The following is a 23,909-nucleotide window of genomic DNA, read 5'->3' as shown; positions in this document are numbered from 1 at the left end:
GCGGATGCCGGGTCACCCTCGGGCGGCCTCACTCGACCACGTGACGGCCCTCCGCGCGGGCACTGCACGATGCCCGGAAAGCGCAGTGTGCACAGTGTTGTCCCGCGGTGGGGGAGAAGCGTTCGTCCAGGACCTTGCCGGCGGCCGTGGCCAGGAGATCGCCCACCCACTCCCCCTGCAAAGGTTCCTGTGCCTGCACCTTGGGGACGGCCTCGCCGCCGTTCTTCTTGGCGGCGCCCTGCCTCAGCTGGACGAGTTCGGCGCCGCCCGGTTCCGGCCGGACGCCGCCGAAGGGCTCGTCGACGGCTCCCTCCCGGACCGCGAGCTGGTACACGGCGAGCTGGGGGTGCCGGGTGACCTCGGCCGAACTGACGGCCTGCTTGCCCGTCTTGAAGTCGACGACGTACGCGCGGCCCTCGGCGTCGGTCTCCACCCGGTCCATGGAACCGCGGATGCGCACCTCGTAGTCGCCCGCTTCGAGGGTGACGTCGAAGTCGTGCTCGCTGGCCACCGGGGTACGTCCCGTGCGGTCCATGACATGCCACTTCAGGAAGCGTTCGAGCGCCACGCGCGCGTGCTGCTTCTCCTGTTCCGACTTCCAGGGCGCGTCGAAGGCGAGCGCGTTCCACACGGAGTCGAGGCGCTCCATGAGGACGTCGAGGTCGGCGGGGGTACGGCCGGAGGCGACCTCGTCGGCGAGGACGTGCACGACGTTGCCGAAGCCCTGGGCGGCGGTCGCGGGCGCGTCCGCCTTCACCTCGCGGCCGAGGAACCACTGCAGGGCACAGGTGTTGGCGAGCTGGTCGAGGGCGCTGCCGGACAGCACGACGGGCTGGTCGCGATTCCTGAGCGGCACCTTGCTCTCGGTGGGCTCGAACATCCCCCACCAGCGGTACGGGTGCGCCGACGGCACCAGAGGGCGGCCGTCCTCGTCGCTCAGCGCGGCCAGCCTGGCCAGGCGCAGGGCCGCGGCCTCGCGCAGGGGGTCCGACACGCGCGGGTCCACCGTGGTGGCGCGCAGTTCGGCGACGAGGGAGGCGACGGACAGCGGGCGGCGGGGGCGGCCGGTGACGTCCCTGGGCTCGACGCCGAGTTCGGCGAGGAAGCGGGAGGGCTGGTCGCCGTCGTCGGCCGGTGCCTTCACCGCGGTGACGACGAGGCGTTCACGCGCGCGCGTGGCGGCCACGTAGAACAGCCGGCGTTCCTCGGCGAGCAGGGCGCCCGGGGTGAGCGGTTCGGCGAGACCGTCGCGGCCGATGCGGTCGGCCTCCAGGAGCGAGCCGCGTCGCCGCAGGTCCGGCCACAGGCCCTCCTGAACGCCGGCGACGACGACCAGGCGCCATTGGAGGCCCTTGGAGCGGTGCGCGGTCATCAGGCGTACCGCGTCGGGACGCACGGCCCGCCCGGTGAGCGTGTCGGCGGCGATGTCCTCGGCCTCGATCTCGGCCAGGAAGTTGAGGGCGCCGAGGCCGCCGGTGCGCTCCTCCGCGCGCGCGGCGGTGGCGAACAGCGCGCACACGGCGTCGAGGTCACGGTCCGCGTTGCGCCCGGCCGCGCCACCGCGCCGCGCGGCCCGCTCCAGTCGCCTGGGCCACGGGGTGCCGTCCCACAGCTCCCACAGCGCCTCCTCGGCGGTGCCGCCGCCCGCGAGTCGCTCGCGGGCCTTGCGCAGCAACGCGCCCAGGCGTTGCGCTCCCCGCGCGTACACCGGATCGTGCGCCACCAGTCGCTCCGGTTCCGCCAGCGCGCGCGTGAGCAGTTCGTCCGAGGGCGGTGGTACGGGGTTGCCGCCGGCGCGCTCCTCCTCGCGCAGCGCGCGGCCGAGGCGCCGCAGATCGGCGGTGTCCATGCCCGCGAGGGGCGAGGCGAGGAGCGTGAGAGCGGTCTCGGTGTCCAGCCAGGAGGGCTGCGACTCGGGCGCGTCGGACGGGTGGTCGGGAGTGTCGGACGACACGTCGGGCCCGTGGGCGGGGGCGTCGGACGACACGTCGGGCCCGTGGGCGGGGGCGTCGGACAAGTCGTCGCCCTCCTCGGCCGAGGCAGCGCGGTTCGCCGCCTCCAGCTCCGCCCGCGCGACCGCCCGCAGCGCCGTCAGAAGGGGCTGTACGGCCGGTTCGTGGCGCAGGGGCAGGTCGTCGCCGTCGATCTCCAGAGGGACGCCCGCGGCGGTGAGGGCGCGCCGCATCGAGGGGATCGTACGGGCGCCGGCGCGCACCAGGACGGCCATCTCGCTCCACGCGACGCCGTCCTCCAGGTGGGCCCGCCGCAGGACGTCGGCGATGTTGTCCAGCTCGGTGCCCGAGGTCGGGTACGTGTAGACCTCGACGCGGCCGCCGTCCTGCACGGGCCGGAGCTCGCGGTGGGCCCGCACCTTCTCGGCGGGGAGGCGGGTGAGCGGCATCCGCTGGGTGAGCAGCCGGGTGGCGGCGAGCAGGTCCGCTCCCGAGCGGCGGGAGTTCCTCAGGACCGCCACCGGGGCCTGGCGGCCGTCAACGCGCGGGAAGGCCGAGGGGAACTCCAGGATGCCGTTCACGTCGGCGCCCCGGAAGGTGTAGATCGACTGGTCGGGGTCGCCGAACGCCACCAGGGTGCGGCCGCCGCCCGCGAGGGCCCTCAGGAGTCGTACCTGTGCGGGGTCCGTGTCCTGGTACTCGTCGACGTAGACCGCGTCGTACTGGGCGGCCAGCCGCTCGGCGACCGCCGGCCGGCCGGCGAGGAGCACGGCCCGGTGGACCAGTTCCGCGTAGTCGAGCACTCCTTGCAGGTCGAGGACGTCGAGGTACTCGGCGAGGAAGGCGGAGGCCGCGAGCCAGTCCGGTCGGCCGATGCGCGCGGCGAAGGCCCGCAGGTCCTCGGGGGCCAGGCCCAGTTCGCGGCTGCGGGCGAGGACCGCGCGGACCTCGTCGGCGAACCCGCGCGTGGTCAGGCAGGCACGCAGTTCGTCCGGCCAGCGCACATGTGCGAGACCCAGGCGCTCCAGGTCGGGCTGGCCCGCGAGCAGTGCGCGCACGGCCACGTCCTGTTCGGGGCCGGACAGCAGCCGCAGGGGTTCGACGAACAGGTCGCTGTCCTGGTGGGCGCGGATCAGGGCGTAGCAGAAGGAGTGGAAGGTGGTGGCCTGCGGGGCGCGGGCGGCGCCCATGCGCAGGGCCATCCGGTCGCGCAGCTCCACGGCGGCCTTGCGGCTGAAGGTCAGGACGAGCACCCGCGCGGGATCGGCTCCCCCGGCGATGCGGGCCGTCACGGACTCGACGAGGGTGGTGGTCTTGCCGGTCCCCGGACCCGCGAGGACGAGCAGAGGGCCGCTCCGGTGGTCAACCACGCCGCGCTGCTCGGCGTCCAGACGAGGGGGGTTCCTGCGGGCCGGTGGGGTACGCACCAGTCGGTAAGCGCCACGGCTCCCCGGTCGCACCTGGGGGTGCGACAGGCGCCTGGTGGAGAAAGAGGAGCTCACGTGGTTCGCCGGTCCTGGTGGGTGTGCGAGAGGTCACTGCCGACGCGGTGCGCCGACGCCGAGGAGTGGTGGTCGGGAGACGGGTGCGCGGCCTGCCGCTCGGGGAGGCCGGTGGCCGCGGGGTGAGAGGGACACGCGCAGCCGACGCTACGCCGACCGGTGGTACGGAAGCGGGGCTTCCTCTTGTTCCCTTCCGGCTCGCGCGACACGTGCGCCCCTCGCCCCACGAACGTACGGCATGGCACCGACGTGCCACGCCTCCCCCGTTCGGAGCAGCGGGCGCACCGCGGTCCGCCGGCGGCCGACGGCCGTCAGGTGGGCCCTTCCGCGTGCTCTCCGCCGTCCCAGCGTGCCCGTCTCATGTCGACGCGCGGCACATGACCCTCGGCCGTGCGGCTCGCCTCGCGCAGGGGGGTGCCCTCCACGCGGTAGCGGTCCAGGGCTCTCAGCTCGTGTCCGGGCAGCAGGACGCCGTCGGCGCGGACGACCCGCCACCACGCGACCGCGCCCCCGTAGAGGGCCATCACACGGCCCACCTGGCGCGGGCCGCCCTCCCCCAGCCATTCGGCGACGTCCCCGTATGTCATGACCCGTCCGGGCGGGATCAGGTCGGTGACCTCGAGGACCCGCTCCGCGTACTCCGGCAGGGCGTCCGCCGGAAGGCTCTCCTCGCTCATCCGCCCCATCCTGCCCCACCCCACCGACAATGGGACCAGGCGGCCGACGCGTGCGTCCCTCGCTCCGGGGGCGGTCTTCGGGCAGACTGTGCGCCCCCGCATTGCACCCTGATGCCCCTGTGTGCCCACCCGGCATGCCACCATCGTGCGGGCGGTGACTGGTGATACGAGACCAAGAAGAGACGATGAAGCAGCAGAGCGTGCACCCCGATGACGCGGCGGGCACCTCTGACGCCTCGTCGCGCCCGGACACCCCCGAGGAAGGCGACGGGGGTACCGAAGGCGTCTCGAACAAGGCCTCCGAGACCGCCCCTCCCGTGGCCGAAACAGCCGCCCCAGGGGAGCCCGAGGACGAGGAGCAGCAGGTCGAGGAGGGCGACGACCCGGGGGAGGCCCACGCCGAGGAGGTCGAGGGCGACGAACCGCTGCTCCCCGCGCGCGTGCACCGCCCCTCCGACCTCATGCGACTGTCGGTCGGCATCCTCGGCATCGTCCTGCTGCTGGCGATCGCCGCGTTCGCCCACGGCACCACCTCCGGGCTCGAACAGGACATCAACAAGGGCACGGGCCAGGCGCCCGATCTGCTGATCAAACTCGCGGGCCTCGGGTCGAGCATCGCGATCCTGCTGGTGCCGGTCGCCTTCGCGATCGAACGCCTGATCAAGCGGGACGGGCTGCGCATCGCCGACGGCGTGCTCGCGGCGGTCCTGGCGCACGGGGTGACGCTGGCGACCGACCTGTGGGTCGCCAGGGGGGCGCCGGACTCGATCCAGGAAGCTCTCACCCAACCCTCACCCGGCGACATCCACGCCCTCACCGACCCCGTGCACGGCTATCTCGCGCCGGTCATCGCGTACATGACCGCCGTCGGCATGTCACGCAGACCCCGCTGGCGGGCCGTGCTGTGGATCGTGCTGCTGCTGGACGCCTTCTCGATGCTGGTCACCGGCTACACCACACCGTTCTCGATCATCCTGACGGTGCTCATCGGCTGGACCGTCGCCTACGGGACGCTGTACGCGGTCGGCTCCCCGAACGTACGCCCGACCGGCCGGACCCTGATGGCCGGCCTCAGGCGGGTCGGCTTCAAGCCGGTGAGCGCGGCCCGCGAGGAGATCCCGGACACGGTGGAGGGCGGGGACCGGGGCCGCCGGTACTTCGTGACGCTGGAGGACGGCCCGCCCCTGGACGTCACCGTCGTCGACCGGGAGCAGCAGGCGCAGGGGTTCTTCTACCGCGTCTGGCGGCGGCTGACGCTGCGCGGCATCACCACGCGCCGCAGCCTGCAGTCGTTGCGCCAGGCGCTGGAGCAGGAGGCCCTCCTGGCGTACGCGGCCATCGCGGCGGGTGCCAACGCCCCCAAGCTGATCGCGACCTCCGAACTCGGACCGGACGCCGTGATGCTCGTCTACGAGCACACCGGCGGCCGCACCCTGGACTCCCTGGCGGACGACGAGGTCACCGACGCGCTGATGTCCGACACCTGGCACCAGGTGAAGGCACTGCAGTCGCGGCGCATCGCGCACCGCAGGCTCGTGGGTGACGCGGTTCTGGTGGATCGTTCCGGCACGGTGATCCTGACCGACCTGCGCGTCGGCGAGATCGCGGCCGGCGACCTGGTCCTGCGCATGGACGTCTCCCAGCTGCTGACGACCTTGGGCCTGCGCGTGGGGGCCGAACGCGCGGTGGCCTCGGCGGTGAGCGTGCTCGGCCCGGACGCCGTGGCCGACTGCCTGCCGCTGCTGCAGCCCATCGCCCTCTCGCGCTCCACGCGCGCGACCCTGCGCAGACTGGCCAGGGAGCGCGCCGAACGCGAGCGCGAGGCCGTCCTGGAGGCCTCCCACCTGGCCAAGCAGGCCCGCGCGGAGGAACACAGCAAGGCGGCGACCGAGCCCGACAAGGCTGACAAGAAGGCCGTACGAGCCGAACAGCGGGCCGAGAAGCGGGCGATCGACGAGGCGCTGGAAGAGGCCCGCGAAGAAGACCTGCTCACCCAGATCCGCCACCAGGTGCTGCTGATCAGACCGCAGGCACCGGTCGAACCGGCCCGGCTGGAGCGGGTCAAGCCGCGCACCCTGATCAGTCTCTTCGCCGGCGCGATCGGCGCGTACTTCCTGCTGACCCAGCTGACCCACATCGAGTTCGGACCGCTCATCGAGAACGCCGAGTGGGGCTGGGTCGCCGCGGCCGTGTTCTTCTCCGCGCTGAGCTACGTCGCGGCGGCGATGAGCCTGCTGGGATTCGTGCCGGAGCGGGTGCCGTTCCTGCGGACGATCGGGGCACAGGTCGCCGGCTCCTTCGTCAAGATCGTGGCGCCGGCGGCGGTGGGCGGTGTGGCACTCAACACACGCTTCCTGCAGCGCGCGGGAGTGCGGCCCGGTCTCGCGGTGGCGAGTGTCGGCGCTTCGCAGCTCTTCGGACTCGGCTGCCACATCCTGATGCTGCTCGCCTTCGGCTACCTGACCGGCACGGAGAAGACGCCGTCCCTGTCGCCGTCCCGCACCGTCATCGCCGGTCTGCTGACGGTCGCGGTGCTCGTCCTGGTGGTCACGTCGATCCCGTTCCTGCGCAAGTTCGTCGTCACGCGCGTGCGGTCGCTCTTCGCCGGTGTCGTGCCGCGCATGCTCGACGTGCTGCAGCGGCCGCAGAAGCTGGTCACCGGCATCGGCGGCATGCTGCTTCTCACGGGCTGCTTCGTGATGTGCCTGGACGCCTCGATCCGCGCCTTCGGCAACGAGGACGTCTCGATCAGCATCGCCAGCGTCGCCGTCGTCTTCCTCGCGGGCAACGCGCTGGGGTCCGCGGCACCGACCCCGGGCGGTGTGGGAGCGGTGGAGGCCACCCTGACGGTGGGTCTGATCGCTGTGGGCCTTCCCAAGGAGGTCGCCGCACCGGCGGTGCTGCTGTTCCGCCTGCTCACCCTGTGGCTGCCGGTCCTTCCGGGTTGGCTGGCCTTCAACCAGTTGTCACGCAAGGGCGCGCTGTAGGAGGGGTGCACGCGCGCGTGGATCCCCGCTCCCCGCTCGCTCGGCCCACGCGCGCGTGGCGGCGCCAGCGTCCTCGCCTCGCCTCCGCCTGCGTGGCTGCCCGTCCCCCTCACCCGCACGGCCCGTGCCCCGGGGCACATCGCCGCGGACACCTCCACCATGGGGGCATGCCCACCTCGCCCCGGACCCGTGCCGTGACCGCGGCCACGATCGCCGTCCTGCTGTCCCTGTCGGCGGCCGCCTGCGGCGACGACGCCCAGGGGGACGACAGCGACCTGACCACCCAGAAACCGCACTGGAAGACCTGCGAGGCCCCGTCCGAGTCCGAGGGCGGCGGCACCGCGCCCTCACCGCTGCCCGACGGCGACAAATGGCAGTGCGCGACCATGAAGGCCCCGCTCGACTGGGACGAACCCGACGGCGACACCATCGACATCGCGCTGATCCGGGTGCGGACCAGCGGCCCCGAGAGCCGGCGCATCGGCTCGCTCGTGTTCAACTTCGGCGGCCCCGGCGGCTCCGGCGTCAAGGCGCTGCCCGCCTCCGCCCAGGACTACGCGAAACTGCGCACCCGCTACGACCTGGTCAGCTTCGATCCGCGTGGGGTCGGCCGCAGCGCGGGCGTCCGGTGCGAGGACGACGAGGAACTCGACGAGTACTTCCAGCAGGACGGGACCCCGGACGACGCGGCCGAACGGACCGACCTCCTCGACTCGACCAAGGCCTTCAACTCGGCCTGCGAGAAGAACTCCGCCAAGACCCTCCCGCACGTCCGCACCACCGACGCGGCCCGCGACATGGACCTCATGCGCCAGGTCCTCCGCGACGACAGACTCCACTACTTCGGCATCTCCTACGGCACCGAACTCGGCGGCGTCTACGCCCACCTGTTCCCCGAGAAGGTCGGACGCGCGGTGTTCGACGCGGTCGTCGACCCGACGCGGACGTCGGAGCAGGGCACGCTCGGACAGGCCGAGGGCTTCCAGCTGGCACTCGGAAACTACGCCCGGGACTGCGTGTCGAAGGCGGAGGACTGCCCGGTCGGCGACACCGAACAGGACGTCGAGAACCGGATCACCAAGCTGCTCGACGACCTCGACACCCGGCCGATCGACGGGATCTTCCCCCGCGATCTGACGCAGACCGCCGCCACGAGCGGTATCGCCCAGGCCCTCTACTCCCACGACCTCTGGCCGTATCTGACCGAAGGCCTCGAAATGGCGTACGGCGGGGACGGCAGCCTGCTGATGTCGCTGTCCGACTCGATGAACGGGCGCGGCGAGAACGGCGAGTACAGCAACCTCACGGCGGCGAACGTCTCCATCAACTGCGCGGACGCCAAGCCGCGCTACACGACCGCGGATGTGGAAGCGGGGCTGGGCACGTTCCGGGCGGCCTCCCCCGTCTTCGGTGAATGGCTGGCCTGGTCCCTGCTCTCCTGCACCGACTGGGCCGTCGCCGGTGCGGCGGACCACCCCGACGTGCGGGCCCCGGGCTCGGCTCCGATCCTCGTGATCGGCAACACGGGTGACCCGGCCACACCGTACGAAGGCGCCCGGAAGATGGTCGAGGCGCTCGGGGCGGGGGTCGGGATCGAGCTGACGTACAAGGGGCAGGGCCACGGTGCGTACAACAGCGGGAATGCCTGCGTACAGACGGCCGTGGACGGTTACCTGCTCACGGGGAAGGTACCGAAATCCGGCCGGGTCTGTGCGTGAATTCGCAGGTCAGAACGTTATCCACAGGCAGTCTCGGTTGAGGCGACAGTCCGCATACCATGGCATGACCGCCATTCGGGACATCCGGCGGAAGGAACCGCCAGAGGGGGGACGTACGCATGGCGCGCTTTGTACGGGGGGCCGCACTGGCCGCCGCTGTGGTGCTGGTCACCGGTTGCAGCGGGGGCACGGGCGACAGGGCGGGTGAGGAAGCGGACGACGGAAAGGCCTCGTCCTCCGCACCGGCGGCGTCGGCGCCACCGGCACCACCCCAGAAGCTCGATTGGGGGCGCTGCGAGGCGACTTCGGAGGGGCCGGCACCGGGCGGCGACTGGCAGTGCGCGACGCTGAAGGTGCCGCTGGACTACGGGAACCCGGACGACGGGACGATCGGGCTCGCACTGATCCGCAGCAGGGCGACCGGCGACGCGGACGATCGCATCGGCTCCCTCCTGTTCAACTTCGGCGGGCCCGGCGGTTCCGGCGTGTCCATGCTGCCGTCGTACGCGGGACTGACGAGCGAACTGCACCAGCGGTACGACCTGGTGAGCTGGGACCCGCGCGGGGTGGCCGAGAGCGAGGGGGTGCGCTGCCGCAGCGACAAGGAGATCCTGGCGGGCGAGTCGGTGGACGCCACACCCGACGACGCCCAAGAGGAGACGGCTTTCCTCCAGGACGCGGCCGACTTCGGCGCGGGCTGCGAGAAGGCCGCGGGCAAGCTGCTGTCACACGTCTCGACCGCCGAGACCGCCCGCGACATGGACCTCATGCGCCAGGCTCTCGGCGACGAGAAGATGCATTACTTCGGCATCTCCTACGGCACCGAACTCGGCGGGGTCTACGCCCATCTGTTCCCCCGGAACGTGGGACGCCTGGTTTTGGACGCGGTGGTCGACCCGACCGCCGACACGGTGGGCCACGCGAAGAACCAGACCCTGGGCTTCCAGCGCGCTCTCGACAACTACCTGAAATCCACCGGTCAGGACCCCGAGGCAGGCACAAGGAAGATCGAGAAGATGCTGGAGCGGATCGACGCCGAACCGCTGGCGACGACGTCCGGCCGCGAACTCACGCAGACACTGGCGACCACCGGCATCGTCCTGCCGCTCTACAGCGAGCAGAGCTGGCCCACGCTGACCAGCGCGCTCGACGCCGCCGAGGACGGCGACGGCACCGAGCTGCTCGCGTTGGCCGACGGATACAACGAGCGTGATCCGGCGGGCCGCTACGGCACGACGACCCACTCCCAACGGGTCATATCGTGCTTGGACCAGAAGCAGCGGCCGAGCGTCGAGGAGACGAAGAAGCTGCTGCCCGAGTTCCGGGAGATCTCGCCCGTCTTCGGCGAGTTCCTGGGCTGGGACACCGCGGGCTGGTGCCACGACTGGCCGGTACCGGGCCTGACCGACTCTCCGGAGGTGAGTGCACCGGGAGCGGCGCCCGTTCTCGTGGTGGGGAACACCGGGGACCCGGCGACGCCCTACGAGGGCGCGCGGAAGATGGCCGCGGAACTGGGCGAGGACGTCGGTGTGATGCTCACCTGGAAGGGCGAGGGCCATGGCGCGTACGGCAGCGGCAGCGACTGCGTCGACTCGACGGTGAACGCGTATCTGCTCAACGGGACGGTGCCGAAGGACGGCAAGGTCTGCGCGTAGGCCGGGACGGCCGCCGCGCGTCTCTACCGGGCGCAGCGGAGAGGGGCCCGGCACCCACGATGCCGAGCCCCTCCCTGGAAGGCGTGTGCCTAGTAGACCGGCTTGCTCGGCTCGATCTGGTTGACCCAGCCGATCACGCCGCCACCGACGTGGACCGCGTCGGAGAAGCCCGCCGACTTCAGGACCGCGAGGACTTCCGCACTGCGGACACCCGTCTTGCAGTGCAGGACGATCTTCTTGTCCTGCGGGAGGGCCTCCAGGGCGGTGCCCATGAGGAACTCGTTCTTCGGGATCAGCTTGGCGCCCGGGATGGAGACGATCTCGTACTCGTTGATCTCGCGGACGTCGATGATCTCGATGTTCTCGCCGTCGTCGATCCACTCCTTGAGCTGCTTGGGAGTGATCGTCGAGCCGGCCGCCGCCTCCTGGGCCTCCTCGGACACGACGCCGCAGAAGGCCTCGTAGTCGATGAGCTCGGTGACGGTGGGGTTCTCGCCGCAGACCGCGCAGTCGGGGTCCTTGCGGACCTTGACCTGGCGGTACTGCATCTCCAGGGCGTCGTAGATCATCAGGCGGCCGACCAGCGGCTCGCCCGTGCCGGTGAGGACCTTGATGGCCTCGGTGACCTGGATGGAGCCAATGGAGGCGCACAGCACGCCGAGGACGCCGCCCTCGGCGCAGGAGGGGACCATGCCCGGCGGCGGGGGCTCGGGGTAGAGGCAGCGGTAGCAGGGGCCGTGCTCGGACCAGAAGACGGAGGCCTGGCCGTCGAAACGGTAGATCGAGCCCCAGACGTACGGCTTGTTCAGCAGCACGGCCGCGTCGTTGACCAGGTAGCGGGTCGCGAAGTTGTCCGTGCCGTCGACGATCAGGTCGTACTGGCTGAAGATGTCCATCACGTTCTCGGCTTCGAGCCGCTCTTCGTGGAGGATCACGTTCACGTACGGGTTGATGCCGAGCACGGAGTCCCGCGCGGACGCGGCCTTGGAGCGGCCGATGTCGGCCTGGCTGTGGATGATCTGGCGCTGCAGGTTCGACTCGTCGACCTCGTCGAACTCCACGATGCCGAGCGTCCCGACGCCCGCCGCGGCCAGGTACATCAGCGCCGGCGAACCGAGGCCGCCGGCGCCCACACAGAGCACCTTGGCGTTCTTCAGCCGCTTCTGCCCGTCCATCCCCACGTCGGGAATGATCAGGTGGCGGGAGTACCTGCGGACCTCGTCTACGGTGAGCTCGGAAGCGGGCTCGACCAGGGGTGGCAGCGACACGGGGACTCCGTTGGTCGGTCAATCACTACGGTTGTTCTCCGCGTAACACTGCCACGCCCTTTTTCATTCCGAGACACCCGTTCCAACCAGCGAGACGATGTCGTCCCAGTAGCCGGGCATCGTCTCCCAGGGGTCGGTCCGGCCGCTGCGATCCGTGCGGTCGGTGAAGTAGATCGTGGCGGCGCCCTGCCAGCGGGCGATGCGCAACGCCTCGTCGAGGTGGCCGCGCGGGACACCGTGGACGAAGTGGCAGAAGCGCTCGGGCGGATGGTCGGCGGTCCACTCCGCCACTTGCGACCAGCGGTAGTCGTTCCAGGGCCCGGCGAAGGTCACCAGTTGGTCGGCGGTCTCGACATAGCCGGGGTGTGGGTGGGTGCCCTGGCCGAGGACGATGTGGCCGCCGCCGAGGAGCGCGCGCAGCGCGGTGACCGTGCGGTCGATGTCGGGCAGGGCACCACGCTCGGTCGGGCAGCGGTCCAGGAAGAACCCGCCGACCCGGTACCAGTCGAGATACCGACGCGCGTCGGAGGCGATCTCGGCGAAGGCGCGCCCCCCGTAGGCCGTGTCCAGGTGGCCGAGGACCTGGACCCCTGCGTTCCGCAGCCGTCCGGCGGCTTCGAGGCAGTGCGGGTCGGGGCGGGTGCCGGGGCCTCCGGAGACGTTCAGGACGACCCAGTGAAGGGGGGTCCCGGGGCGGGCGAGTTCACCCCATTCCAGAGGGGCGACGAGGGGGTGGGCATAGCCGGGGATGCCGAAACCGAGGCTTAAGCCGGTGCTCGCGATGGCGGACGGGGCCGGGGTCAGATACGGCATGCCGCCTCCATCCAGATGTCGGCGAGGGACTCCTCGAGGTTGATCCTGGGCCGCCAGCCGAGGCGGTCACGGGCGGTGCGGACGTCGGCCTGCTGCCAGCTGCCGCAGCCGTCCGGGTACGGATAGGAGACGGGGCCGGCGTGGTCCGGTTCGGGGCGGGGGTGGCCGATGGTGGACCTGAGGGGACCGGGTGGAGCGTCGAGTTCGTGGAGGGCGCCGCCATAGCCGGCCACACGGGCGAGGACCGCCGCGGCGTCGCGAAGACGCACGGCGCGGCCCGAGCCGATGTTGATCACGCCCTGGGCCGCGGAGAGCGAGGCGGCGTGCACGGCGCGGGCGACGTCGCGGACGTCGACGAAGTCGCGCTGGACACCGAGACCGCCGAGTTTGAGTTCGCCGTCGCCGGACTGCATGGCGCGGCGCATGGCCTCGGCGAGGCGGCCGAGCGGTGAGCCGGCCGGTGTGCCGGGGCCGGCGGGCGAGAAGACGCGCAGAACCACGGCGTCCAGGCCGGAGCCGAGGACGAGTTCGGTGGCGGCGAGCTTGCTGACGCCGTACGGGCCGCCAGGGCGGGGCACGGCGTCCTCGGCGGTGGAGGACCCGGGCTGGCTGGGCCCGTACTCGGCGCCGCAGCCGAGCTGCACCAGGCGGGCCCCGCAACCGCTGCGGCGCAGGGCCTCGCAGACGGTGGCGACGGCGACGGTGTTGTGCCGGGTGAGTTCGCGGGCGCCGCCGCGGGTGGCCCCGGCGCAGTTGACGACGACTCCGGGGTGGACGGCGTCCAGGAAGCGGGTGAGCGCGCCCGGGCTGCCGGTGGCGAGGTCGAACCGGACGTCGGCGTCGTCGCCGCGGCCGAGCGCGGTGAGCTGCACGGCCGGGTCGGCGAGCAGACGTTCGGCGACGAAGCGGCCGAGGTATCCGTTGGCTCCGATCAGCAGGACCCTCATCGGGCGGCTCCCGGGGCGGGTTCTCCGGTTCGGGAGGTGATCATCTGGCGTTCTCCTTCTGGGGTGGTGCCGTGGGTGATGAGGTGGCCCGCGGTGTCGGCCCCGCGGGACGGGTGCCCGGGACATGAGCCCCGTGCGTCGGTCGGGCCCGGACTTCGTACGGCGACGTGTGGCCGCCGGACGAAGGGCCCGGGTGGGTCAGGGCGCCCCGGAGGGCAGGGCGTGGGCCGAGGCCCGGGTCAGCGTGCGGGTGGCGTGGACGAGCAGGACGAGCGCGGCGGTGCCGCACACGAGGGCGGGGACGGTCCAGGCGCCCCAGGCGTCCACGACCGCCTCGACGGGGACGGCCAGGAAGGAGCAGCCGGGCAGGCGGCTCGCGAAGACGGTGCCCAGCGCGAGCGCCTCGGCCAGGGCGGCTGCGCGCAGGGCGACGACCGGGGCCTGGGCGGCTCCGTGGGCGATGAGGAGGCGGGCGAGCAGGAGGAGGGCGCCGAGGGCGCCCGCGCCGGCGTACCCGGAGGGCTCGTGCAGGACCTCACCGCACAGCGCGAGCAGGGCGGCCAGGGCACAGAGGTGGAGCGCGACCACGCCGAGGATCAGGGGCTTCACGCAGTCGGCGAACTCCGCGAGTCCTCGGCTGGCGGCGAGTTTGCGGCGAGCTCGAGCGCCGAGGAGCCCGGCGCACCAGACGGCGGGGGCGCAGGACAGGGCCAGCGCGAGCACGGGCGCGACCGCCAGGGGCCACGGCCCGTGGGGACCGCCGTCGAGGCCGGCGGCGAGCAGGCCGTCGCCGAGGAGCGCGTACGCGATCAGCCAGCAGGTCCAGGCACGGGTACGGCCCGCCGCGTCCGACGGCGCGCGCAGGGGACCGCGGCCGAGGGCGACACGGAGGCCGAGCGCCACCACGAGGGCTCCGACGGCTGCGACCGCGAGACGGGGTTGGCCGTGGGTGAGGCGCACGCCGACGACGGCCGCCGCACACAGGGCACCCGGCAGGAGGGCGAGCACGGCCCACCCACCTCGTGCGCCGGGCGCGCGCGGCACCGGCTCGCGCGCCGTGGGCTCCTCCCCGTCCCGCGACACACGCGCGTACATCTCTTCGGCGAGTGAGAACACGTCCCGGTGCCGAAAGCGGGCAGCCGTGCGGTCGGTCACCCCGTGCGCCTCCAGCCCGGCGGCGATCTCCAAGGGGTCCACCGCCCGCTCGCAGAGGTCCCGGTGCCGGTGCATCAATGCCTTCACGGGGTCGGCGGCCCCCTGGCGGGGAGAGGACTTGGGGACGGCCGCGGCGGTGTCGTAGTCGCCTGGTCGGTGGACCGGGTCGAGTGAGGCGACCAGGTCATGTGCCGTCCGGAAATCGGCCGAAGTCATGGCCCCGAGAAGGGGATCCGGGCCGGACAACCTCTTCACATCGACCGCGCCGGGGGCTCCGTCCAAGCGCTCCAGCCCCTCACGTCCATTCAGCCCTTCACGTCCATTCAGCCCTTCACGTCCGTTCAGCCCTTCCCAGCCGTTCAGCCCTTCACGTCCGTCCAAGCCGTCCAGCTCACCCGGTCCGTCCGGCCCGTCCCATCGCGACTCGCTCATCGCGCGCCCTCCCCCGCGGGCACGGGCTCCCCGGCCGCCGTACCCGGAGAACTTTCCGCGGCCGGGACCGCGTCCGCCGCCGAAGCGGTGGACGATGCCGCAGCGGAACCGGAGGAAGTGTCCGCGGTGGAGGGAGAGTCCGTGGTGGAGGGAGAGTCCGTGGTGGAGGCGGGAGTCGGGGCGGGCGTCGCCGCCGCCGGAGTCGCGCCCGCTGCATGGTCCTGTGCGGGATCGGATGGAGAACCCGGGGCCATGCCGGATGCGGCGTCGGGCGTCGAGGCGCGTGCGGTAACCGGAGCCGGCGTCGCGGCCGGCTCCGATGCCGTGGTTCCCACCACAGGTGTCGTCGCCCGCCCAGGTGTGTCGACGGCCCAGCGCGGCCGCCCGGGAACACCCCCAGCGAGACCCGCGACACCGGCGCCCCCCGCAACCCCTGCCACGCCGGCGACCCCGAGGCCGCCCGTCACCAGTCGGGAATCGGTCCAGTGGCCGGGCACGCGGGCCTCGGCGGGGGCTCCGAAGGGACGTGGCTCACCGGTGCCGTCGACAACGACCTTGCGCACCGGGGCCTGGGAGACGACGTCCAGGTAGATGCCACGAAATGCCTCGACGTTCTGTTCCACCGTGAAGAGTTCGAGAGCGCGTGCGCGGGCGGCCGCGCCGAGGCGCGCGCGGCGCTCGGGTTCTCGTAGCAGTGCCACGCACGCCTCGGCCAGCGCCCGCGGATTGCGCGGAGGGACGACCAGGCCCGTGCCGCCGATGACCTCCACGACCGCGCCCACGTCGGTGGAGACCGTCGGCCGGGCGCAGAACATGGCCTCGACCAGGCTGATCGGGAAGCCCTCGACGACGCTGGACAGCACGACCACCGCACCCGCCGCGTAGGCCTCGGCAAGGTCAGGGACGGCCGGGTCGCCGATCTCCTCGAAGGAGACGGGGTTGTCGCCGACGGCGTGCACGCCGTCCGCCCGGTCGGGAAAGAGCTGCGCGGCCAGCGCGCGGCAGTGGCCCAGGTAGGCGGTGGCCTCGGAGCCCGCTGCCGCGCCGACGATCCTGAGTCGCGCCTTGGGTTCCGCCCGGCGGATCTCGGCGAAGGCGTGCAGCAGCGAGATCAGGTCCTTGGCGGGCTCGATGCGGCCGACCCAGACCAGTGTGTACGGATCGGCGTACTCCGGCGACTCGCCGACCTCCGCGAAGCGGGCGGCGTCCATGCCGGGGTAGACCGTCCGGATCCTGGCCCGGTCGGCGCCGCAGCGCTCCTGCCAGCGTCGGGCGTGGGTGTTGCCGGGGGTGAGGCAGGCGGCCTGCCGGTAGACCTCGGCGGTCAGCCGCCGGTGGAAGGCCGCGAGCAGGGCGCGCACCGGCGCTTCTCCCGAGGCCCCGAGGTAGTGCGCTCGCAGCGGCACGCCGTACTCGGTGACCAGCAGCGGCACCCCGTGGAAGTACCGGGCCAGCAGCCCGGGAAGCGCGGCCGAGCCACCGGCCGCCGCGTGGCACAGGTCGACCGAGCCGAGCCCGTCGTCCTCGTACCAGTCGAGCGAGAGGGGGCGCAGGGCGCGTTCGAGATGGGCGGCGACCGTCAGCAGATCCGGTACGCGCGCCTCGCGCGCCCCTCGCAGGGCGCCCGGCGCGCGACAAGCGCGCTCCAGCGTGCGTACGGCGACCTCGGAGCGCAGTGCACCGACCAGCCCACCTTCGTCGCGGCCCAACTCGGCGAGCCCGTACAGCGCGCTGCCGAAACGGTCCGCCTCAGCGTCGGCCCCACCGTCGGAAGCCGCCCCGAACCCACCGGGCCGGGCGGCCCCACCATCGGCACCGCTCGCGCTCCCCGAGCACACCGCCGACACCAGTTCGCCGTACGCCTCCGCGAAGCGCCTCCGCGCCCGGCGCCCGTGGACGACGCCGTCGTCCTCCGCCGCCCACAGCGGCGCCGTACGGACCCGCCTGACCTGGGACGGCAACGGGATCCAGCCCTCGTCCTCCTGCCGCTCGCTCCGGCTGAGCGCGTAGATGTGGAACTCGTGTCGCTCCAACCCACGTACGAGTCGGTCGCACCAGAGCCTGGCGTCACCGCTCACATACGGATAGCCACCCTCCGTAAGCAGTCCGATGCGCACGCGTGCACCCCCGATCTCCCGTTTGAGGAGCCGCCGTTCACCCGGCGGCTCGCAGCGGGACGAACGTATGCGGACAAGGCGGGGGTGTGACGGACGGTTGTCCGTCACACCACCAAAAGGGGTGAACGGTCGTAACTTTCCCTAGCGGGGCGCGTTTTGTCGCGCTAGGGGATCACTCGATCACGCGGTGTCAGGGGAAGAGTGGCCCGGCGGCCTTCGTCAACTACCGGGATACGGCCAGGGATTGGCCTTGCACGTGATCCCGTCGTACGTCAGGAACTTGCTCTGCTGCTGCATGACGGGCGCGAGTTCCCCGGCCTTGTCACACGTCTCGTGGGGATAGCCGAGTCGGTGACCGATCTCGTGATTGATCAGCATCTGCCGGTACGCGTGGATCTGATCGCCGTACGTCTCCGACCCCTGGGCCCAGCGGTACGCGTTGATCATCACCCGCTCGGTGGCGGCCGAATCACAGGACACGTTGTCCACGGTCGTGTCGAGCCCCGACTTGGCACACCAGGTCGCGGTGGTCCCCGGGCTGGCCAGCGTGATCACGAAGTCGGGCGTGCCCGAGGAGATCCGCTCGAACGTACGGCCGCCGCTGTGGGCCCAACTCCGCTCGTCGTTCAGGGTCTTCTGCACCGCCTCGGCGAACAGTGCGGGATCCAGTCCGATTCCCTGCTCGACGTCGACGCGGTACCGGAACTTCTGTCCCGTCCCCGGCGCCCTGTCGAAGCCCTTGACCGCCTCGAACTTCCCGCCGCCCTCCAGGTCCGCGGCCAGCGGGTACGTCCGGCCCATCTTCTCGTCGTACGACAACGGGGTCGCGCTCGGGCTCGGCGGACGGGCCGGCGTGGGCCGGTTGTCGCTGCGTGAGGCACCGCGCACGTCGCGCTCGCCGGCGTCGGCGGCCCTCGGCTGCGGGGCGGTCTCGTCCTGCCCGACGGCCATCTGGCCGACCGCGACGACCACCAGCACAGTAGTGACCGCGGCTGCCGCGATCCCGGCGAACGCCCGCCCCTTGCCGCCCTTCGCCGTCTCCACGGCCCCGGCCTCCGCGCCCGGAGGCCGCTCCCGCGACTCCTCCTGCCGCTGCGGCTTCTTCCGCGCCCCCCGCAGGGGCGGCTTCTCCTCGAAGGCCGTATCCGTCCGGCCGTCGGCACCGCCATCGGCACCCGACGCCGCACGCTGTGTCCGACGGGGTGCGCGGACGTCGTCGAAGGCGTCGTCGACCTGGTCGAAGGCGTCCAGATATGCCTGGCGGGGGCCACCGGGGGGCATGGTCTCCTGCCGCTGCCGGGGAATGGGAATGCGGCGCCCGGAACCCTCCGGAGGCTCGCCGTACGGGGCGCCGGGGGGTGACGCCTCGCCCGGCACACCATACGGGGCCCCCGTGGGAGCCCCTCGCGCCACGCCGTGCCCGGCACCCGTCCGGCGCTGGTCACCACCCAAGTGCCCCCATCCGCCGCCCGCTTCACGCTGCTCGGGGTGCTCACCACGACTCGGCGGATACCCCCGGGCGGGGGCGCCGTCAGGCAGGCGGGGAAAGCCGTGCGCGGGCGTGCCGTCGGAAAGGCGCGGCATCCCGTGCGCGGGAGTGCCGTCAGCGAGGCGCGGGAAGCCATGGGCGGGGGTGCCCTCAGGAAGACGTGCGCCCGGTTGCCCGAGCGCGCTACCGGTGAACCGCGGCGCCCCCTGGCCACCGGCCCGGTCGTATCCACGCGTCGGCAGCGGCGGGCCGCCAGCCTGCCGCACACCCGCCTGCGCCGTCGCCGCGGCCCGAGCGGTTCCGGCAGCCGAAGCAGCCGCCGACCCGCCCACACCCCGGCCGTCCTGGCCACCCCGGCCGCCCTGGCCGTCCCGGCCGCCCTGGCCATCCCGGCCACCCCGGCCGACTTGGGGCCGCTGCGCCCCCTGAGCATCCGACGCTCGGCGCGCGGCCGGTACGCGATCGCTCGACCCGGCGGAAGTCGCCGCCCGGCTCGCCTCTGTTTCGTTTGTGTCGCCTTTCGGCGCCCGCCCCTTGCGGCTGTGCCGTCCCACGCCGCGCCTCAGCTCCCCCCTCCGGGGTTACCCGGTGGAGGGCCGTCGGCGACCGAACCCGCACTGTCGGCACCGGCCGAACCACCACCGGCCACCGAACCACCCACACCCGAAGAGTCGACCGAACCCGAACCCGAACCGGGATCTGAACCCGAACCGGGATCTGAAGCCGAACCGGAAGCCGAAGCCGAAGCCGCGCCAGACTCCGCACGCACGCCACTCACCCGCCCCTGCCCCTGCCCCTGCCCCTGCCCCTGCCCCTGCCCCGGCGAGTACGAGTCCAACTCCGGATACACGTCCGCACCCCAGCCCCCCGCCCCCGGCCCCCTCGCCCCGGCATCCGCGAGCAGATCCCGGAACGCGGCCGCCACAGCCTCCGGATACTCCATCATCGCCACGTGCCCCGCGTCCGGCAGGCAGACGAGGCGGGAGTCGCGGAAGGAGCGGGCGGCGCGCTGGGCCATGCGGTAGCCGACGAGCTGGTCGCGACGGCCGTAGACGAGGAGGGTCGGGGCGAGGACCCGCTCGGCCTGACGCCAGAGCGAGTGCTGCCCGCCCAGGGTGTACGCGTCCACGAGCCCACGAGCGGAACGTGTCAACGCGTCCCACATGTACGGGAGTTGAAGGCGCCGCTCCATCTCCTCGACGGCGTTGCGGAAACCCTCGTCCGTGACGCGGCCGGGGTCGCCGTAACAGAGCGCCGTGACGCCCCGCACGCGCTGCTCGGCGCTCCAGCCCTTGGTGAAGCGGGTGAAGAGCGCCGACATGCCCGGCAGCGCCAGCAGCGCGGTCGGCACGGCGGTCCGCTGCACGCGCAGCTCGGGCAGGGCGGGCGACACCAGGGTCAGGGTGCGGACGAGATCGGGGCGGAGGGCGGCGACACGGGTCGCGATCGCGCCGCCGAGGGAATTGCCGAAGAGGTGTACGGGGCCGCGCCCCGCCGCGTCGAGGTGGCGGATGACCGCGCGCGCGTGTCCCGTGACGGAGTAGTTGCCGTCGTCCGGCGGCGGCGAGTCGCCGAAGCCGGGCAGATCGACGGCCTCGCCGTCCACGAGGCCGTCGAGCAGCGGCATCAGCGCGGACCAGTTCTGCGAGGAACCGCCCAGGCCGTGCACAAAGAGGGCGGGCGGCAGCCCTTCGCGCGCCGGCGGTCTCGACCGCACCGACAGCGTGATCCCCGGCAGGCGGACCGTTCTCAGCCGCTCGCCGGGCGCCACACGCACGGCACTCGCCTTCGGCGACGCGGTGGCGGTCAGCAGGGACGGCAGCTCGGTCGAGGACATGCGGGCAATGTTACGAGACGATCACGCAGTGACTCATGTGTTCGCCGTCACAGGTACGGACTTGAACCAGCCGTTTGTGCGGGACGGACCACCGATCCCTCACCACCGCACTCACGGCGAGGCCGCCGGTGATCGCATAGCGCCACGATCACCCTTCTCCTAGGCTCATAAACAGGGCATCCAGGCTCGCGAAGAGGGCACCCGTACATGACCCGGCCGCCCGGGGGACGTCCGGCGGCGCCAGGGACCAGGAGCGACATCAGGACAGCAGCACCAGGAAGGGGACCCACGATGACCTTCGACCCGACCGATCCCGACACCTTCACCGAGGAGGACCCCACGGAGTTCGACGACGTCGAGGCCCCGGAGGCCGATGCCGCCGAGCAGCACAAGGACATCGCGCAGCACCGGGACGACCCCTTGACCGACGCCGACCCGGGTGCCGCCAACGAGGCCGATCTGGCCGAACAGGCCCGCGTGGTCTCGCTCGACGAGGAGGACTACCGGTAACCCGATCCCCACCAGGGACGACGACCGGTGACGAGAAAGGGCTTCCTTCTGCCCGCCATGCCCCTGTTTGGTGCGGTCCGCGGCACTTTCCCCGGCGTCCGGTCCGTGAAATTCTGCGCTCGCACCGCGCACACCCGGGTTACCGAAAAGTACGATGGCGGCGCGGCGCACACCCGCACGTGGACGATCTTGGGAGGCGGCGTGACAGCCATCGAGCAGACAGAGGCGGCGCGCCCGCGAGGCACACGGCTGCCCCGCCGAGCCCGGCGGAACCAGTTGCTGGGCGCCGCCCAGGAAGTCTTCGTGGCCCAGGGCTACCACTCCGCCGCGATGGACGACATCGCCGAGCGCGCCGGAGTCAGCAAGCCGGTGCTCTACCAGCACTTCCCCGGCAAGCTCGACCTCTACCTGGCACTGCTGGACCAGCACTGCGAATCCCTGATCCAGGCCGTGCGGGGTGCGCTGGCGTCGACGACCGACAACAAGCAGCGGGTCCTGGCGACGATGGACGCCTATTTCGCGTACGTCGAGGACGAGGGCGGTGCCTTCCGGCTGGTCTTCGAGTCCGACCTGACGAACGAGCCCGCCGTGCGCGAGCGCGTCGACAAGGTCACCAACGAGTGCGCCGAGGCCATCCGCGACGTCATCGCGGAGGACACCGGCCTCTCGCGCGCGGAGTCGATGCTCCTCGCCTCGGGACTGGGCGGTCTCTCCCAGGTGGTGGCGCGGTCCTGGCTGCACAGCGACCGCAGCGTCCCGCGCGAGCAGGCCGTCCAGTTGCTCGCCTCGCTGGCCTGGCGCGGTATCGCCGGCTTCCCCCTGCACGGCCTCGACCAGCACTGATCGGCGCGGCTGAGCAACACCGCCGGTCAACACCGATCGGCACCGCCGACCGACGACGCCGACCGTCGGCCCGGTCGACGGCACCGGCCGTACGACCCCGGGCCGGCCACCGCGGCTCGGCTCCGGTCCGGGATTTTGTTCCCACGCTCTGTTCGCTCCTGGCGTTCTCGGGCGGAGCGTGTACGTCCCCTCACCGGGCTAATGTGTGCTGGGTACGGCGCGGAAGCCCGCGCACTTCACTGACCGTCGGAGGGACATAGCCGTGGAGGTCAAGATCGGCGTGCAGCACGCGCCTCGCGAGATCGTTCTGGAGAGCGGTCAGAGTGCCGAGGAGGTCGAGCGTGCCGTTGCCGAGGCGCTGACCGGCAAGTCGGCGCTGCTCAGCCTCACGGACGAGCACGGCCGCAAGGTGCTGATCCCGGCCGACCGTCTCGCCTACGTCGACATCGGCGAGTCGGCCGTCCGCAAGGTGGGCTTCAGCGCGCTGTAGTCGCGAGGCTCTGGAGACGTACGGAGGGGCCCGGTGGTGTGAAAACCACCGGGCCCCTCCGTACGTCCGCTTCTCATGGCTCCCACCGGCCGAGGCGTGCCCGACCGGCACATCCCGGTCGCCGACGATGATTGCGTCCCACGGCTCACGGGTAGTACGGGCTACGACCGATCTGCCCAGGCCAGGCCGTGCGGGAGGGAACCCGATCATGTTCTTGGAAGCACTCGGATCCGCACTGCTCGGTTTCGCCCTGGCCTGTGCCGCCGCCTACCGGCTCCCGCACCGCCTGCCGTCCCGCACCCTGGTCCTTCCGACCGGCACCGCGGGCGCCCTCTTCGGCGCCTTCCTGACCCACACGGCACTGGGCTCGGCGAACTACCCGCTGATCCTCACCGGCGCCCTGGTCGTGGCGGCGGCCTCCCTGTCCCTGCTGCTGCGCCCGACGGAACGCTTTCGACACAGCAGCTCGGCGACGGCGTGAGGAAGGCCCACCCGGTGCGGAGGACCCACCCCGCGCGGAGGACCCACCCGGTGCGGAAAACCCCCTGACGGCGGCGAAGCCGCCCGTCCAGGGACGCGGGGAACTGCGCGACGACCGGCCACGACGAGACCCGCACCCACAGGACGGCACCTCACCCCACGGCGACTAGGCGCTCACGGGCAGGACTTCAGGCGCAGCCGCTCACGCGGCCAGGCCCAGCGCGGCCATCCGCTTCGTGTGCGCCTCGGTGATCCGCGAGAACATCCGCCCCACCTCGGCCAGATCGAACCCGTCGGCGACACCGCCCACGAGCATCGTGGACAGGGCGTCGCGGTCGGCCACCACCCGCTGCGACTGCGACAGCGCCTCCCCCATCAACCGCCGTGCCCACAGAGCCAGTCGGCCGCCCACCCGCGGGTCCTCGTCGATCGCGGCGCGCACCTTCTCCACGGCGAAACCGGCGTGCCCCGTGTCGTCGAGGACGGCGAGCACCAGCCCGCGCGTGTCCGAGTCGAGGTGCGCCGCGACCTCCCGGTAGAAGTCGCTGGCGATCGAGTCGCCGACGTACGCCTTGACGAGCCCCTCCAGCCAGTCCGACGGCGCGGTCTGCCGGTGGAAGCCGTCGAGCGCCTCGACGAACGGCTCCATGGCCCGCGTCGGCTCCTCGCCGATCTCGGTGAGCCGGCCGGCGAGCCTCTCGAAGTGGTGGAACTCGGCCGACGCCATCTTCGCCAGCTCCGCCTTGTCGGCGAGGGTCGGCGCCAGCTTCGCGTCCTCCGCGAGCCGTTCGAACGCCGCCAGTTCCCCGTACGCCAGCGCGCCCAGCAGATCCACCACCGCCGCGCGGTACTGCGGGTCGGCGGCTGCCCGGGGCCAGTCCTGGGCTGCGATCCCGGTGACCTCGGCGGTGTCGGCGGGCTCGCCGCCGGTGGCGTTCTCAGGCTTGTCAGACGTGGTCATGAAGCGCACAATAGCCCGCTCCGCGCGACGCGGGAGGGCCCGGTCATTTCGCGTGGCCTTCGGTGTGACACCCACT

17 protein-coding genes are annotated in these 23,909 nt (G+C 72.3%); 7 read left to right on the top strand and 10 right to left on the bottom strand.

The annotated features are described in order from the left end of the window. Window positions 1-28: 28 nt before the first annotated feature. Window positions 29-3,454, bottom strand: a complete 3,426-nt coding sequence (locus H4687_RS31000; protein WP_107086308.1) for an ATP-dependent helicase — start codon at window positions 3,452-3,454, stop codon at window positions 29-31. A gap of 311 nt (window positions 3,455-3,765) precedes the next feature. Next, window positions 3,766-4,131: an MGMT family protein gene (locus H4687_RS30995; RefSeq protein ID WP_046916948.1), complete on the bottom strand. Its 366-nt coding sequence runs from the start codon at window positions 4,129-4,131 to the stop codon at window positions 3,766-3,768. A gap of 185 nt (window positions 4,132-4,316) precedes the next feature. Here H4687_RS30995 and H4687_RS30990 point away from each other — a divergent pair, with 185 nt between their 5' ends. The 3 genes from H4687_RS30990 to H4687_RS30980 all read left to right on the top strand — a co-directional run bounded on the left by H4687_RS30990 (window position 4,317) and on the right by H4687_RS30980 (window position 10,491). Then, window positions 4,317-7,118, top strand: a complete 2,802-nt coding sequence (locus tag H4687_RS30990; protein WP_046916947.1) for a lysylphosphatidylglycerol synthase transmembrane domain-containing protein — start codon at window positions 4,317-4,319, stop codon at window positions 7,116-7,118. Window positions 7,119-7,285: 167 nt separating this feature from the next. Next, on the top strand, window positions 7,286-8,836 hold the full coding sequence (locus H4687_RS30985) for an alpha/beta hydrolase (RefSeq protein WP_046916946.1): 1,551 nt from the start codon (window positions 7,286-7,288) through the stop codon (window positions 8,834-8,836). Window positions 8,837-8,955: 119 nt separating this feature from the next. Further along, a complete protein-coding gene (locus H4687_RS30980; RefSeq protein WP_046916945.1) occupies window positions 8,956-10,491 on the top strand; it encodes an alpha/beta hydrolase in 1,536 nt (511 codons plus the stop codon). A gap of 89 nt (window positions 10,492-10,580) precedes the next feature. On the opposite strand, the gene moeZ is transcribed toward H4687_RS30980, so the two are convergent. The 7 genes from moeZ to H4687_RS30945 all read right to left on the bottom strand — a co-directional run bounded on the left by moeZ (window position 10,581) and on the right by H4687_RS30945 (window position 20,549). Then, window positions 10,581-11,759 (bottom strand): adenylyltransferase/sulfurtransferase MoeZ, encoded by a 1,179-nt coding sequence (gene moeZ, locus H4687_RS30975; RefSeq protein ID WP_046916944.1) that lies wholly within the window; start codon window positions 11,757-11,759, stop codon window positions 10,581-10,583. A 63-nt stretch (window positions 11,760-11,822) separates the two neighbouring features. Next, a complete protein-coding gene (locus tag H4687_RS30970) occupies window positions 11,823-12,572 on the bottom strand; it encodes a spherulation-specific family 4 protein (RefSeq protein WP_046916943.1) in 750 nt (249 codons plus the stop codon). Next, on the bottom strand, window positions 12,560-13,519 hold the full coding sequence (locus H4687_RS30965) for an NAD-dependent epimerase/dehydratase family protein (RefSeq protein WP_046916942.1): 960 nt from the start codon (window positions 13,517-13,519) through the stop codon (window positions 12,560-12,562). The genes H4687_RS30970 and H4687_RS30965 overlap by 13 nt, the downstream gene beginning before the upstream one ends. A gap of 198 nt (window positions 13,520-13,717) precedes the next feature. Continuing rightward, window positions 13,718-15,106, bottom strand: a complete 1,389-nt coding sequence (locus tag H4687_RS30960) for a hypothetical protein (protein ID WP_225966884.1) — start codon at window positions 15,104-15,106, stop codon at window positions 13,718-13,720. Continuing rightward, window positions 15,103-17,223 carry a DUF3492 domain-containing protein gene (locus H4687_RS30955; protein WP_046916941.1) on the bottom strand — a complete coding sequence of 707 codons (2,121 nt, stop codon included), beginning with the start codon at window positions 17,221-17,223 and terminating at the stop codon, window positions 15,103-15,105. The genes H4687_RS30960 and H4687_RS30955 overlap by 4 nt, the downstream gene beginning before the upstream one ends. A 219-nt stretch (window positions 17,224-17,442) precedes the next feature. Then, on the bottom strand, window positions 17,443-19,266 hold the full coding sequence (locus tag H4687_RS46745; RefSeq protein WP_233443729.1) for a DUF3152 domain-containing protein: 1,824 nt from the start codon (window positions 19,264-19,266) through the stop codon (window positions 17,443-17,445). An 8-nt stretch (window positions 19,267-19,274) separates the two neighbouring features. Beyond that, on the bottom strand, window positions 19,275-20,549 hold the full coding sequence (locus H4687_RS30945) for an alpha/beta fold hydrolase (RefSeq protein WP_050399615.1): 1,275 nt from the start codon (window positions 20,547-20,549) through the stop codon (window positions 19,275-19,277). Between the two features lie 291 nt (window positions 20,550-20,840). Here H4687_RS30945 and H4687_RS30940 point away from each other — a divergent pair, with 291 nt between their 5' ends. From H4687_RS30940 to H4687_RS30925, 4 genes are all read left to right on the top strand, one after another. Then, entirely contained in the window at window positions 20,841-21,059 is a 219-nt protein-coding gene (locus tag H4687_RS30940) for a hypothetical protein (protein ID WP_046914609.1), read from the top strand. 201 nt (window positions 21,060-21,260) lie between these two features. Next, complete coding sequence (locus H4687_RS30935) at window positions 21,261-21,902, top strand: TetR/AcrR family transcriptional regulator (protein ID WP_005480530.1); 642 nt, start codon at window positions 21,261-21,263, stop codon at window positions 21,900-21,902. A 262-nt stretch (window positions 21,903-22,164) separates the two neighbouring features. Further along, on the top strand, window positions 22,165-22,392 hold the full coding sequence (locus H4687_RS30930; protein WP_005480533.1) for a DUF3107 domain-containing protein: 228 nt from the start codon (window positions 22,165-22,167) through the stop codon (window positions 22,390-22,392). A gap of 208 nt (window positions 22,393-22,600) precedes the next feature. Next, a complete protein-coding gene (locus H4687_RS30925; RefSeq protein WP_046914608.1) occupies window positions 22,601-22,873 on the top strand; it encodes a hypothetical protein in 273 nt (90 codons plus the stop codon). Window positions 22,874-23,074: 201 nt separating this feature from the next. Here the strand turns inward: H4687_RS30925 and H4687_RS30920 are convergent, their stop codons facing one another. Beyond that, a complete protein-coding gene (locus H4687_RS30920) occupies window positions 23,075-23,842 on the bottom strand; it encodes a ferritin-like fold-containing protein (RefSeq protein ID WP_046914607.1) in 768 nt (255 codons plus the stop codon). Window positions 23,843-23,909: the final 67 nt, after the last annotated feature.

The organism is Streptomyces stelliscabiei (assembly GCF_014873495.1).
Classification (GTDB): domain Bacteria; phylum Actinomycetota; class Actinomycetes; order Streptomycetales; family Streptomycetaceae; genus Streptomyces; species Streptomyces bottropensis.
The sequence above is the reverse complement of the archived record's forward strand: the minus strand, read 5'-3'. Positions and strand labels throughout refer to the sequence as shown.

Coding starts and splice junctions, on each gene's coding strand:
- H4687_RS30990 (WP_046916947.1), top strand. CDS start 4,317: ATGAAGCAGCAGAGCGTGCACCCCGATGACGCGGCGGGCACCTCTGAC.
- H4687_RS30970 (WP_046916943.1), bottom strand. CDS start 12,572: ATGCCGTATCTGACCCCGGCCCCGTCCGCCATCGCGAGCACCGGCTTA.
- H4687_RS30940 (WP_046914609.1), top strand. CDS start 20,841: ATGACCTTCGACCCGACCGATCCCGACACCTTCACCGAGGAGGACCCC.
- H4687_RS30985 (WP_046916946.1), top strand. CDS start 7,286: ATGCCCACCTCGCCCCGGACCCGTGCCGTGACCGCGGCCACGATCGCC.
- H4687_RS30980 (WP_046916945.1), top strand. CDS start 8,956: ATGGCGCGCTTTGTACGGGGGGCCGCACTGGCCGCCGCTGTGGTGCTG.
- H4687_RS30945 (WP_050399615.1), bottom strand. CDS start 20,549: ATGTCCTCGACCGAGCTGCCGTCCCTGCTGACCGCCACCGCGTCGCCG.
- H4687_RS30965 (WP_046916942.1), bottom strand. CDS start 13,519: ATGAGGGTCCTGCTGATCGGAGCCAACGGATACCTCGGCCGCTTCGTC.
- H4687_RS30925 (WP_046914608.1), top strand. CDS start 22,601: ATGTTCTTGGAAGCACTCGGATCCGCACTGCTCGGTTTCGCCCTGGCC.
- H4687_RS30960 (WP_225966884.1), bottom strand. CDS start 15,106: ATGAGCGAGTCGCGATGGGACGGGCCGGACGGACCGGGTGAGCTGGAC.
- H4687_RS30995 (WP_046916948.1), bottom strand. CDS start 4,131: ATGAGCGAGGAGAGCCTTCCGGCGGACGCCCTGCCGGAGTACGCGGAG.